Genomic DNA, 12026 nt, shown 5'->3' with positions numbered 1-12026 from the left:
CACAGGCTGCGATCTTTTTTCTGAACGCCAGTTACTGTGGCGAGGGAGCTTGCTCCCGCTCGGCTGCGCAGCAGTCGCACAACCGTTAACCGCGCGTTGCCGGAGACACCGAGTCAGCAGGGTTTGGGGCCGCTTCGCGCCCCAGCGGGAGCAAGCTCCCTCGCCACAAAAGCCCATTCAGCTCACTTTGTCGCCTGCAATGCCTCAAGCTTGGCCATCACCCCCGCCGCCGTCTGCTCGCCCATCAACTGCTCACGCACCTTGCCCTTGTTGTCGATGATGTAGGTCACCGGCAAGGCCTCACTGCGCGGCAGGTCGAACAGGTCGGCCGGATCCTGCGCCAGCACGGTGAACTTGATGCCCAGCTTCTCGCTGGCAGATTTCAGGTCTTCACCCTGAACGTTGTCGAAGTTGACCCCGAACACCCCAACATTCTTGCTCTTGAGTTCGTCCGCCAAATGATTGAGTTCAGGAATTTCCGTGCGGCACGGGCCACACCATTCGGCCCAGTAATTGATGACTACCCATTGCTTGTCCAGACGCTCGGACGCAACCTTCTGACCATTCTGGTCAATGCCGTAGTCATTGCCGCAGCCCCCCAGCATCAACGCCCCGATTATCGTCAATGCCGCTGCCAGTCGCCGTGTCATGTCATGTTCCCTGGTCAAAAATTGAAGGCGCCTGCGACCCATCGCCTCTGAAGGTTCTGGATTGCGCGCTGCACAGTTAGAATAGCCGCCACTTTACGCCAGAAGCGACCCGCCATGACCGATCTGACGCTTTATCACAATCCGCGCTGCTCGAAATCCCGCGGCGCGCTGGAACTTCTTGAGGCCCGTGGCCTGACCCCGAACGTAGTGCGTTACCTGGAAACGCCGCTGGACGCCGCGCAGATCAAGGCCTTGCTCGGCAAGCTGAACATCAGCGCGCGACAACTGCTGCGCACTGGAGAAGATGAATACAAAATGCTTCAGCTGGCCGACACGAGCCTCAGCGAAGCGCAACTGATCGCCGCCATCGCCGAACACCCGAAACTGATGGAACGGCCGATTCTCGAAGTCGGCGACAAAGCGATAATCGGCCGTCCACCGGAGCAGATCCTGGAGCTGCTGCCGTGAGCGCGCCGTACATTCTGGTTCTGTATTACAGCCGCAACGGTTCGACCAATGAAATGGCCCGGCAGATTGCCCGCGGCGTCGAACAGGCTGGCCTTGAAGCGCGCCTGCGTACCGTACCGGCGATTTCCAGCGAGTGTGAGGCGGTCGCCCCGGACATCCCGGAAGACGGTGCGCTCTACGCCACCCTCGATGACCTGAAGAACTGCGCCGGCCTCGCCCTTGGCAGCCCGACGCGTTTCGGCAACATGGCCGCGCCGCTCAAGTACTTCCTCGACGGCACCAGCAACCTGTGGCTGACCGGCGCTCTGGTGGGTAAACCGGCCGGCGTCTTCACCTCCACCGCCAGCCTGCACGGTGGCCAGGAAACCACCCTGCTGTCGATGATGCTGCCGCTGTTGCACCACGGCATGCTGATCACCGGCCTGCCGTACAGCGAGTCGGCGCTGCTGGAAACCCAGGGCGGCGGTACGCCGTATGGCGCCAGTCATCATGCCGGGGCCGATGGCAAAAAAGGTCTGGATCAGCACGAGATGGCGCTGTGTCGCGCACTCGGCGCACGCCTGGCCAAGACCGCGCAAAAACTGGAGGGCTAAGGGTGGCGAAGAAGCCGAAAGTCCTGCCCTCCGTCGAGTGGCTCGAACCTCGCGTCAAGGCGATGCGGATCGTCAGCCTGTTGTGCTTCTTCGGCCTCGCCGGGCTGCTCGCCGCTTACTACCTGGTATTCGCCGACCTGCACGGCGCCCGACCTTGGGTGATCCTGCTGGTCGAGCTGATCCCGTGGCTGATCCTTGCGCCGGGGATGCTGATGGGCAACACGCGTGCGCACTCGTGGATGTGCTTTGTGGTGAATCTGTATTTCATCAAGGGCGCACTGGCAGCGTATGACCCGAACCGGCAACTGTTCGGGGTGCTGGAGATGGCCGCGAGCCTGGCGCTGTTCTGCTCCGCGCTGCTGTATGTGCGGTGGCGGTATCAGTTGAATCGCAAACTCGCGGGCGAAGGCGAGATCAGCGTCGCCTGATCTGACGCCTTCGCGAGCAGGCTCGCTCCCACAGGATCCTTGTTGAATCACAATTTTGTGATCGACACAAAAACTGTGGGAGCGGGCTTGCTCGCGAATGGGGCGACGCGGTCTTAATGGTTGACGGTGTACGCGAGCATCATCGAAATCTGGCTCATCGGCCGCCCGCCACTCTGTTCATGCCACTGATTGAACGCGTTCTGCACAATCGCCAGATCGCGCAGACTGGTCGGCGCCTTGTCGACGATCTTCTGTGCATTCAGCGCCGCGACCACGTCGTAGCTCGGCACGAACGTGTCCTTGCCGACCATGCGCAGGAAGCGCGGCGCCGACAGCCCGCCCAACTGACTCCCGTGCTTTTTCAGGTAGGTCCACAGACCGACGATATCGGTCACCGGCCAGTCGGCGATCAGCGCGCCGAAACTGCCCTTGTCCTTTTCCACATCGAGGATGAACTGGGCATTGCGCGGCACGCTCTTGAGCTTGCCCAGGTGGCGGATGATGCGCGCGTCCTGCATCAGGCGTTCGAGGTGTTCGGCGCTCATCAGCACGACTTTTTCCGGGTCGAACCTGAAGAACACTTCTTCGAAGGCCGGCCACTTGGCGTCCACCAGACTGTGCTTGAGACCAGCGCGAAACACGCGCAGGGCCATGGTCGAGAGGTAACGATCGTCGCTGATCTTGCGCAATTGCGCGGGAGTCTTGGGAACGGGCAGATGGGCTTCCAGTTCTGCCGCCGAACCGAAGCGGTTCAGACAGTATTCGTGCAGCCACTTGTAATCGCGCATGCCCTCTCCTATTGAATGAAACAAAAAACCAATGTGGGAGCGGGCTTGCTCGCGAAGACTGAGTGTCAGTCGGCGCATATAGCGACTGATACACCGCCTTCGCGAGCAAGCCCGCTCCCACCTGGAATGGGTTTACAGATTGACGACGTTAACGAAGCGCGAAGCCGCCGTCTCGTCGATCTTCAGGCTGGTGAAGTCGAACAGGTTGCGGTCGGCCAGTTGCGACGGCACCACGTTCTGCAGACTGCGGAAGATGCTTTCAGTTCGGCCCGGAGTCTTGCGCTCCCAGTCCTGAAGCATTTCCTTGACCACCTGACGCTGCAGGTTTTCCTGCGAACCGCAGAGGTTGCACGGGATGATCGGAAATTCCTTGAAGTCCGAGTAAGCCTGGATGTCTTTCTCGTTGCAGTAGGCCAGCGGGCGGATCACCACGTTTCGCCCGTCGTCGGCGCGCAGCTTCGGCGGCATCGCCTTGAGGGTGCCGTTGAAGAACATGTTGAGGAAGAACGTCTCGACGATGTCGTCACGGTGGTGACCGAGGGCCATCTTGGTCGCGCCGATTTCGTCGGCGAAGGTGTACAGCGTGCCGCGACGCAGGCGCGAGCACAGCGAGCAGGTGGTCTTGCCTTCCGGCACCAGTTCCTTGACCACCGAGTAGGTGTCCTTCTCGACGATGTGGTACTCGACGCCCAGCTCTTTCAGGTAGGCCGGCAGTACGTGCTCGGGGAAGCCCGGCTGCTTCTGATCCATGTTCACCGCGACGATTTCGAACTTGATCGGTGCAACCTTCTGCAGGTGCAGCAGCACGTCGAGCATGGTGTAGCTGTCCTTGCCTCCGGACAGGCAGACCATGACCTTGTCGCCGTCTTCGATCATGTTGAAATCGGCGACCGCTTCGCCGGCCAGGCGGCGCAGGCGCTTTTGCAGTTTGTTCTGGTTGACCGTAAGAGTGCCCATGACGCGAAATCCGTGAGGTGTGACGAAAGGCGGGCATTTTACGCAAAAACCCGGGGAGCGCGAAGGGCCGTGGGTCTGTCCCTTTCAACCGATCCCCTGTGGCGAGGGAGCTTGCTCCCGCTGGGGTGCGAAGCGCCCCCAAACCTGCAGCCGCTATTTTCCTGACGCACCGAACCGCAGGGATCGGCGACTGCTGCGCAGCCGAGCGGGAGCAAGCTCCCTCGCCACAGAGATGATCCGGCCTCAAATGCGCAAGATCCTGCCGCGATTACGCCCTGTTTTTACAGCGCAATTTGCTCTAAGCCCCTAGTCCCTGTGCGGTTAAGTCCTTTCTATACTGCGACATAAGGTCGCACACGTCTGAAGACCTGAATTTGCTCGGCCACCTTGGCCCGTAGGCGCTCCGCTGGGGGGCGATGGCAATAACAAGAGGAGTGACTGGCATGATCCATCACGTAGTGGGACTTTTTACCCACCCCGATCAGGAATGGAAGGAAATCCGTGGCGACCAAGAGGAAAGCATCAGCCACATGTACCTGACGCACACGCTGATCCTGGCGGCGATTCCGGCGGTTTCGGCGTTTATCGGCACCACTCAGGTCGGCTGGGTGATCGGCAATCGCGCACCGGTGATGCTCACCGTCGAAAGTGCGATCTGGATGACCGTGATGTCGTACTTGGCGATGCTCGGCGGGGTCGCAGTGATGGGCGCGTTCGTGCACTGGATGGCCCGCACCTATGACGCCAACCCGAGCCTGGCCCGTTGCGTGGCCTTCGCCACCTACACCGCAACACCGTTGTTCGTCGGCGGGCTGGCGGCGCTGTATCCGCACATGTGGCTGGGGATGATCGTCGGCACGGCGGCCATCTGCTACACGGTGTATCTGCTGTACGTGGGGCTGCCAACGTTCATGAACATTCCGTCGGACGAAGGCTTCCTGTTTTCCAGCTCGGTGCTGGCGGTGGGTCTGGTGGTGCTGGTGGCCATCATGGCGTTCACCGTGATTGTCTGGGGCCTCGGCGTGGGGCCGGTGTATACCAACTGACAAGCTTCACCCCAGAGAAAAACAAGATCTGCCAATACAGGCCGCCGCAAGGCGGCCTTCTCGTTTGGCGGATGACCATTCGGCAGGTCAGCGATTCGCAAGTCCCAGAGGTTGCGGCATACTCGACGCCTCTGGAGATCCATCAAGCATGCCCGAGCAACTCAATACCCGCGTCGAAGACTGTTACCAACTCGCTGAAGCCTTTTTCAAACGTCATTTCCAACGCCCCGTCGTCAGCCTCAAGCTGCGCGGGCAAAAAGCCGGTGTCGCGCATCTGCACGAGAACCTGCTGCGCTTCAACCCGCAGCTGTACCGGGAAAACACCGAACACTTCCTCAAGCAGACCGTGGCCCACGAAGTCGCGCACCTGATCGCCCATCAACTGTTCGGCGACCGCATCCAGCCGCATGGCGAGGAGTGGCAACTGATCATGCGCGGGGTTTACGAGCTGCCGCCGGATCGTTGCCACACCTATGCCGTCAAACGCCGCAGCGTGACCCGCTATATCTACAAATGCCCGTGCGCCGACAGTGATTTTCCGTTTTCGGCGCAGCGTCATAGCCTGGTGCGCCAGGGGCGGCGGTATTTGTGCCGGCGTTGTCGCAACACCTTGGTGTTCAGTGGTGAGATGCGGGTGGAATAGGCGGTTTGGTGTTGTCGCCGCCGACGCCTTCGCGAGCAAGCCCGCTCCCACATTTTGAAATGCATTCCCCTGTGGGAGCGGGCTTGCTCGCGAAAGGGCCGGTACAGACGCTAGAGAATCACCTTGGCACGCCGCAACTCGGCAATCCGCTCAGCACCAAACCCCAACTCCCCCAACACCTGCTCCGTATGCTGCCCCAACCCCGAACCAACATGTCGCGGCGCCGGCAGCGCCTCGGTGAATTTCAGCGGACAGGCAATCTGCGCCTGGGTCGTACCGTCGCCACGCGGCACCTGGGTCACCAGCTCCCGCGCCTGCAACTGCGGATGTTGCACCGCCTCGCTCAGGTTCAAGACCGGTTCGACGCAGGCATCGACTCCGGCGAACAATTCACACAACTCGGCAAAGTCGTGCTTCTCGAATTCAACTTTCAGCGCATCCTTCAATAACCGCTGCTGCTCGGGTTTCGGCGACAAGCCCTGCGCCGCCAGCTCCGGCCGGCCCAACGCCGTACACAGTTGCTGCATGAACCCCGGTTCCAGACTGCCCACCGACAACCAGCGCCCGTCGCGGGAACGGTAGTAGTCATAGAAGCTGCCGCCATTGAGCATCTGTTCTTCCCAATGCGGTTCGTCGCCACAGGCCAGATAGCCGGCACCGACCATGGCGTTCAGGCTGAAGGCGCAATCGGTCATGCTCACATCCAGATGCGTGCCCTGCCCGGTCTGCTGCCGGGCGATGACCGCCGCCAGCAGGCCGATCACCCCATGCAGCGAACCACCCGCGATATCCGCCACCTGCATGCCCAGCGGCAACGGCCCGCTGTCGGCGCGGCCGGTGTAACTGGAAAGACCGGCCAGGGCGAGGTAGTTGATGTCATGCCCGGCGCGATCCTTGTACGGCCCGGTCTGGCCATAGCCGGTGATCGACACGTAAATCAGCTTCGGGTTGATCGCTTTCAGCGCCTCATAACCCAGGCCCAGACGCTCCATCACACCGGGGCGGAACTGCTCGAGGACAATGTCGTATTCGCCCAGCAACTGCCTGACCACCTCCAGCGCTTCCGGCTGTTTGAGATCCAGCGCCAGGCTGCGCTTGTTGCGATTGAGGTAAGCGTGGCTGGCTGACACACCTTGATCATGCGGCGGCAGCACCCGCAGCAGATCCATGCGCGTCGGTGATTCAATGCGCAGCACTTCGGCGCCCATGTCCGCCAGCAACAGCGAGGCAAATGGCCCCGGCAGCAGGGTCGAGAAATCCAGAATCTTCAGTGAGGCCAGCGGCGCGGACATGGGCGAACTCCTTGGGCGATGCACTCAGCCTAGGCAGCGCTGCCGCGCACGGCAATCACCGGATGCATCAGCGGCAGTGACCGTAATGCTCAAATCGCAGGCAATAAAAAACCCCTGTAGCGAGGGGATTCATCCCCGATGGACTGCGCAGCAGTCCCCTTCTATCTAAGAAGGGGCCGCTTCGCGACCCATCGGGGATGAATCCCCTCACCACAAGGGCTCTCAGACTCCAGCATTACACTGGAGCCAATTCAGATTACTTGACGTTGCTCGGAGTAGCACCTTCAGCCACACCCAGGTCATCTTCCGGACGGGTATCCGCGATACCGCGACCACCCGAAGCCAGCTCGGATTGCAGCACGTCGGTGTCCAGCTCTTTCACCCACTTGGCAACCACGATGGTCGCGACGGCGTTGCCGACCAGGTTGGTCAGGGCGCGGGCTTCGGACATGAAGCGGTCGATACCGAGGATCAGCGCCAGACCGGCCACCGGCAAGTGACCGACCGCCGACAGGGTGGCGGCCAGCACGATGAAGCCCGAACCGGTCACACCGGCGGCGCCTTTGGACGACAGCAGCAGCACCACCAGCAGGGTGATCTGATGGGTGATGTCCATGTGCGTGTCGGTGGCCTGAGCAATGAACACCGCAGCCATGGTCAGGTAGATCGCAGTACCGTCGAGGTTGAACGAGTAACCGGTCGGGATCACCAGACCCACGACGGATTTCTTCGCGCCCAGACGCTCCATCTTGATCAGCATGCGTGGCAGTACCGATTCCGACGAGGAAGTACCGAGTACGATCAGCAGCTCTTCACGGATGTAGCGGATCATCTTCAGCACGCTAAAGCCGTGCATGCGGGCGATGGCACCCAGCACGATCAGGATGAAGGCCAGGCAGGTGATGTAGAAGCAGGCCATCAGTTGACCCAGTTGCACCAGCGAACCGACACCGTAAGCACCGATGGTGAACGCCATCGCACCGAAGGCACCGATTGGCGCGAGCTTCATGATCATGTTGATGATGTTGAACATCACGTGGGCGAAGCGATCGATGAAGTCGAGGATCGGACGGCCATAGTCACCCAGGCGATGCAGGGCGAAACCGAAGATCACCGAGAACATCAGCACTTGCAGGATGTCACCGGTAGCGAACGCGCCGACGATGGTGGTCGGGATCACGTTGAGCAGGAAGCCGACTACGCTCTGGTCTGCACCTTGCTGCACGTAGGTCGCGACTTTCGAGGCGTCCAGGGTGCTGACGTCGATGTGCATGCCGTTGCCCGGCTGCACGATGTTGACCACGATCAGGCCCACCAGCAGGGCGATGGTAGAAACGATTTCGAAGTACAGGAGTGCATAACCGCCGGTCTTGCCGACCGACTTCATGCTTTGCATGCCAGCGATGCCGCTGACCACGGTGCAGAAGATGATCGGGGCGATGATCATTTTGATCAGCTTGATGAATCCGTCACCCAGTGGCTTTACCGCCACACCGAACTGCGGGTAGTAGTGACCAAGGGCAATACCGATGATGATCGCGACGATCACCTGGAAATACAGGGATTTGTACAGTGGCTGACGAGTCGTCATTGCAAGTGTCCTCAAGCGTCCCGCGGGCAACATCCATCTGTTGGGCGCAGAACCTGAATTGCGAACCCTCCTGCACTGGAGGGATTTGTTGTTGGAGCGGCGCTATTCCAGCGGAATAGACGCACACTTCTGTCGCTCTTATCGCAAACGCCGTGCCACTTTGGTGCAATTCGCTGCAAGCCTTTTGATATCAGGGGATGCAGGCTAATTTTTGTCACTGCCCGGTGACGCCAGTGTGGCGGATTTCCGCCAAGTCAGCGGATCTCGTCCTACAATTTGGCGGAAATCCGCCTTGTTGCCCTGCGCATGCCCCGGCTACCATCCAGCGCCTGAGGAAGGATCTGCCGCTTATGCGCGAACGTACCATCGCCAGTCATTTCGCCCGTGCCGCCCTCGGTGGCGCACGCCGTTCGGGGTTCGACTATGCGCCGCTGCTGCAGCAACTTGGGATCAGCCCCGAGTTGCTCGATGAACCTCGGGCGCGCATCGCCCCGGAGCAATTCACCCAGTTGATCCAGAGTCTGTGGCTGGCGCTGGATGACGAATACCTGGGCTTTGGCAACGCGCCGAGCAAGCCCGGCAGCTTCGCGATGATGTGCCACGCGCTGATCCACTGCCGCAATCTGGAGAAGGCACTGCAACGCGGTTTATTGTTTTATAGCCTATTCCCCGAGGCTCCGCGTCTGAGCCTGAGCCGCGAAGACGAATGGGTGCGCCTGAGCCTTGATGACTCGCAGTTATGGGACCCGGATCACTTTCTCAGCGAGAGCCTGCTGGTGATCTGGCATCGCCTCGGCAGTTGGCTGATTGGCCAGCGGATTCGTCTGGAGCAGGCCACCTTCAGTTATCCGAAACCGGCGCACGGTGCCGAGTACGACCTGTTATTCCCCTGCCCTTTGGTGTTTTGCGCCCAGCAAAGCAGCCTGTTGTACCACAGTCGCTATCTGTCGATGCCGCTGTTGCAGGACGAACGCACCCTCAAGCACTTTCTCGAACGCTCACCCGCCGACCTGCTATCGCGCCCGGACGACGGTGACAGCCTCAGCAGTCGCCTGCGCCGCTTGCTCAGCCGCGACAGTGCGCAGTGGCCGGATCTCGAAGCGGTGGCCGCGCAGCTGCACATCAGCCCGCAAACCCTGCGTCGGCATTTGCGTGAGGAAGGCAGCAGTTTTCAGGAATTGAAGGATCAGTTGCGCCGCGACATCGCGATCTATCATCTGGGACGGGCGGATCTGTCGTTGCAACAGATTGCCGAGCAGTTGGGATTTTCCGAACCGTCGGCGTTTCACCGGGCGTTCAAGAAATGGACCGGGCTGACGCCGGGGGCGTATCGGGCGCAGGAGCAGTAAGACCCGCGCTGAACTGACTGGCGCTATCGCGAGCAGGCTCACTCCTACATTTGAAATGCATTCCCCTTGTAGGAGTGAGCCTGCTCGCGATGACGTCAGAACAGCCAACACCTAAACCGCAGGAAACTGAATCCTGAACGCCGCCCCGCCCATCGGTGAATCCCCAAGCATCAGCTTGGCGTTGTAGCTTTCGATGATGTCCTTGACCACCGCCAGCCCGATGCCCTGCCCCGGATGCTGACGATCCAGACGCTCACCACGCTCGAGAATCCGCGCGCGCTGATTCGGCGGCACACCGGGGCCGTCGTCTTCGATGCACAACTCGATGCCGGCGAGGGTGTCGCGCACGCTGATGCGCACTTCGCCCAGGCACAGGCGATAGGCGTTCTCCAGCAGGTTGCCCATCATCTCCAACAGCGCGCCCTGTTCGATCGGCACGTAGCAGTGCTCCGGCAGATCAAACGCCACCCGCACGTGTTTGTCGCGGTAGACCTTGTCCAGCGTGTCGCACAGGCTTTTGAGCACCGGTTGCAGTCGCACTTGATGGCGCACCAGACCACTTTTGCGCAGGCTGGCCCGCTGCAGTTGATAGCTGATCTGCTGACTCATGCGCTCGATCTGGGTTTGCAGCACCCAGGCCTGATCGCGATCCTCCGGGCGTTGGGCCATGTCTTCACTGACCCCTTGCAGTACCGCCAACGGGGTTTTCAGGCTGTGCGCCAGATCATCGAGGGAGTCACGGTAGCGGCTGCGCTGCTGGCGCTCACTGTGCAGCAAACGGTTGAGCGAGCCGGTCAGGCGCAGCAGTTCGCGCGGGTGCTGTTCGGTGAGACTTTCGCGGGTGCCGCTTTCGATCTCGTCGAGTTCCTGACTGAGCCGACGCAGCGCCTTGAGACCCCAGGTCAGGCCGATCCACAACAGCGCCAGCAGCACCAGCAATGCGGCGCCGAAGCCCAGGTAGAGATTTTCGCGCAGGCCTTCGAGGGTATTTTCGTATTCGCGCACCGGTTGCAGAGCGACGATGCTGAACGCGGCACTTTTACCGCCGAGCAGTTTGACTTCGACGTCGTAGACGAAGAACTCCTGGCCATTGCTCTCGCGGATCCGCGCGAACTCGTTGCCCATGCCGTCGTAACGCGGCTTGTAGTTGATCTGCTCTTCCTGCGTGCCTTTCGAGCGCCAGACCAGTTTGCCTTCGCGGTCGTAGATGTAGCCGAGCAGGCGGTTGTCGGTGAGATTGAAGCGCTCATCCGGCAGCTGCGCCGGCATCACCAGATGGCCACTGTCGACGCGTGCCGCCGAGATCAGCGTGGTGACGTCCGAGGCCAGGCGCTGCTCGATCGAGTCCTGCAGCGCCAGGCTGAACGCGCCCTGCATGGCCGGCAGCAAGCCGAGCATGAACAACACCGCCAACGTGGTGGCAGCGAGCATCAAACGAACGCGAAGAGAACGAATCAAGTGCAGCGCTCATTGAACAGGTAGCCGAGACCGCGCACGGTGTCGATCGGCTTGAACCCGCCCGGTCCTTCGAGCTTGCGGCGCAGACGGCCGACCAGCACTTCGATCACGTTCGGATCACGCTCGTCATCATCCGGATAGAGCTGTTCCATCAGGCGATCCTTGGGCACCACTTGCTGGTGGTGGCGCATCAGGTATTCGAGGATGCGGTATTCGTAGGCGGTCAGCGCCAGCGGCTCTTCATCCAGCGACGCCTGCTTGCGATTGAGATCAAGCAACAACGGCCCGGCGACGATGGTCGACTGGGTGAAGCCGCTGGAGCGACGCAGCAAGGCATTCAGGCGCGCGTCGAGTTCCTCGAACTGGAACGGCTTGACCACGTAGTCGTCGGCACCGGCGGCGAGGCCTTCGACCTTGTCCTGCCAATTGCCGCGCGCGGTGAGGATCAGGATCGGAAACGTCTTGCCGCTCGAGCGCAACTGCCGGATCAGGTCCAGACCGCCCATGCCCGGCAGACCGAGGTCAATCACCGCCAGATCGAAGTTGAACTGCCCGGTCTGGTACAGCGCCTCTTCGGCATTGGCCACGGACTCGACCACATGACCGCTCTCCGTCAGGCGGGTTTGCAGGTGATGGCGCAACAGCGCTTCATCTTCGACGACCAACAGTTTCATAACGCTCTCCCGGGTAAATCAAAAACTCCAACAACGCACCTGTGGGAGCGGGCTTGCTCGCGAAGGCGATGTATCAGCCAACATTGTTA

At 60.9% G+C, this 12026-nt stretch carries 13 protein-coding genes; 6 read left to right on the top strand and 7 right to left on the bottom strand.

Annotated elements, in window-relative coordinates:
• Window positions 1-182 precede the first annotated feature (182 nt).
• Window positions 183-650 carry a TlpA disulfide reductase family protein gene (locus VLA07_RS07535; RefSeq protein ID WP_027612297.1) on the bottom strand — a complete coding sequence of 156 codons (468 nt, stop codon included), beginning with the start codon at window positions 648-650 and terminating at the stop codon, window positions 183-185.
• Window positions 651-764: 114 nt separating this feature from the next.
• Between VLA07_RS07535 and arsC the strand changes: the two genes are divergently transcribed.
• From arsC to VLA07_RS07520, 3 genes are read left to right on the top strand one after another with little or no spacing between them, the layout of a single operon-like run.
• On the top strand, window positions 765-1118 hold the full coding sequence (arsC, locus tag VLA07_RS07530; RefSeq protein ID WP_247269681.1) for an arsenate reductase (glutaredoxin): 354 nt from the start codon (window positions 765-767) through the stop codon (window positions 1116-1118).
• Window positions 1115-1711, top strand: a complete 597-nt coding sequence (wrbA, locus tag VLA07_RS07525; RefSeq protein WP_115989123.1) for an NAD(P)H:quinone oxidoreductase — start codon at window positions 1115-1117, stop codon at window positions 1709-1711. The genes arsC and wrbA overlap by 4 nt, the downstream gene beginning before the upstream one ends.
• Window positions 1712-1713: 2 nt before the next feature.
• The gene (locus VLA07_RS07520) at window positions 1714-2139 is read left to right on the top strand and encodes a DUF2069 domain-containing protein (RefSeq protein ID WP_333988956.1); all 426 of its coding nucleotides are present in this window, start codon (window positions 1714-1716) and stop codon (window positions 2137-2139) included.
• A 113-nt stretch (window positions 2140-2252) separates the two neighbouring features.
• Here the strand turns inward: VLA07_RS07520 and VLA07_RS07515 are convergent, their stop codons facing one another.
• Complete coding sequence (locus tag VLA07_RS07515) at window positions 2253-2927, bottom strand: DNA-3-methyladenine glycosylase I (RefSeq protein WP_098965089.1); 675 nt, start codon at window positions 2925-2927, stop codon at window positions 2253-2255.
• A gap of 132 nt (window positions 2928-3059) precedes the next feature.
• A complete protein-coding gene (gene ttcA, locus VLA07_RS07510; protein ID WP_007968702.1) occupies window positions 3060-3884 on the bottom strand; it encodes a tRNA 2-thiocytidine(32) synthetase TtcA in 825 nt (274 codons plus the stop codon).
• A gap of 443 nt (window positions 3885-4327) precedes the next feature.
• Here ttcA and VLA07_RS07505 point away from each other — a divergent pair, with 443 nt between their 5' ends.
• Together VLA07_RS07505 and VLA07_RS07500 are read left to right on the top strand one after the other, a co-directional pair.
• Window positions 4328-4930 carry a Yip1 family protein gene (locus VLA07_RS07505; RefSeq protein WP_007917515.1) on the top strand — a complete coding sequence of 201 codons (603 nt, stop codon included), beginning with the start codon at window positions 4328-4330 and terminating at the stop codon, window positions 4928-4930.
• A gap of 148 nt (window positions 4931-5078) precedes the next feature.
• Entirely contained in the window at window positions 5079-5573 is a 495-nt protein-coding gene (locus VLA07_RS07500) for a SprT family zinc-dependent metalloprotease (protein ID WP_041067555.1), read from the top strand.
• Window positions 5574-5683: 110 nt separating this feature from the next.
• On the opposite strand, the gene VLA07_RS07495 is transcribed toward VLA07_RS07500, so the two are convergent.
• Both VLA07_RS07495 and VLA07_RS07490 read right to left on the bottom strand, forming a co-directional pair.
• Complete coding sequence (locus tag VLA07_RS07495) at window positions 5684-6865, bottom strand: CaiB/BaiF CoA transferase family protein (RefSeq protein ID WP_333988955.1); 1182 nt, start codon at window positions 6863-6865, stop codon at window positions 5684-5686.
• 256 nt (window positions 6866-7121) lie between these two features.
• A complete protein-coding gene (locus VLA07_RS07490) occupies window positions 7122-8456 on the bottom strand; it encodes a dicarboxylate/amino acid:cation symporter (protein WP_027612291.1) in 1335 nt (444 codons plus the stop codon).
• Window positions 8457-8806: 350 nt separating this feature from the next.
• Between VLA07_RS07490 and VLA07_RS07485 the strand changes: the two genes are divergently transcribed.
• Entirely contained in the window at window positions 8807-9805 is a 999-nt protein-coding gene (locus tag VLA07_RS07485; protein ID WP_333988954.1) for an AraC family transcriptional regulator, read from the top strand.
• A 111-nt stretch (window positions 9806-9916) separates the two neighbouring features.
• On the opposite strand, the gene VLA07_RS07480 is transcribed toward VLA07_RS07485, so the two are convergent.
• Window positions 9917-11263, bottom strand: coding sequence for an ATP-binding protein (locus tag VLA07_RS07480; protein ID WP_103368754.1), 1347 nt, complete (start codon window positions 11261-11263; stop codon window positions 9917-9919).
• On the bottom strand, window positions 11260-11937 hold the full coding sequence (locus VLA07_RS07475) for a response regulator transcription factor (RefSeq protein WP_027612288.1): 678 nt from the start codon (window positions 11935-11937) through the stop codon (window positions 11260-11262). The genes VLA07_RS07480 and VLA07_RS07475 overlap by 4 nt, the downstream gene beginning before the upstream one ends.
• Between the last annotated feature and the right edge of the window lie 89 nt (window positions 11938-12026).

Origin of the sequence: Pseudomonas sp. S3(2024) (assembly GCF_036861315.1) — a bacterium.
GTDB classification, from domain to species: domain Bacteria; phylum Pseudomonadota; class Gammaproteobacteria; order Pseudomonadales; family Pseudomonadaceae; genus Aquipseudomonas; species Aquipseudomonas putida_A.
The sequence above is the reverse complement of the archived record's forward strand: the minus strand, read 5'-3'. Positions and strand labels throughout refer to the sequence as shown.

Excerpts from the sequence above, each read along its gene's own strand:
- VLA07_RS07475 (WP_027612288.1), bottom strand. The coding sequence starts at position 11,937 with ATGAAACTGTTGGTCGTCGAAGATGAAGCGCTGTTGCGCCATCACCTG.
- VLA07_RS07495 (WP_333988955.1), bottom strand. The coding sequence starts at position 6,865 with ATGTCCGCGCCGCTGGCCTCACTGAAGATTCTGGATTTCTCGACCCTG.
- VLA07_RS07500 (WP_041067555.1), top strand. The coding sequence starts at position 5,079 with ATGCCCGAGCAACTCAATACCCGCGTCGAAGACTGTTACCAACTCGCT.
- VLA07_RS07535 (WP_027612297.1), bottom strand. The coding sequence starts at position 650 with ATGACACGGCGACTGGCAGCGGCATTGACGATAATCGGGGCGTTGATG.
- VLA07_RS07515 (WP_098965089.1), bottom strand. The coding sequence starts at position 2,927 with ATGCGCGATTACAAGTGGCTGCACGAATACTGTCTGAACCGCTTCGGT.
- VLA07_RS07485 (WP_333988954.1), top strand. The coding sequence starts at position 8,807 with ATGCGCGAACGTACCATCGCCAGTCATTTCGCCCGTGCCGCCCTCGGT.
- VLA07_RS07505 (WP_007917515.1), top strand. The coding sequence starts at position 4,328 with ATGATCCATCACGTAGTGGGACTTTTTACCCACCCCGATCAGGAATGG.
- ttcA (WP_007968702.1), bottom strand. The coding sequence starts at position 3,884 with ATGGGCACTCTTACGGTCAACCAGAACAAACTGCAAAAGCGCCTGCGC.
- arsC (WP_247269681.1), top strand. The coding sequence starts at position 765 with ATGACCGATCTGACGCTTTATCACAATCCGCGCTGCTCGAAATCCCGC.
- VLA07_RS07490 (WP_027612291.1), bottom strand. The coding sequence starts at position 8,456 with ATGACGACTCGTCAGCCACTGTACAAATCCCTGTATTTCCAGGTGATC.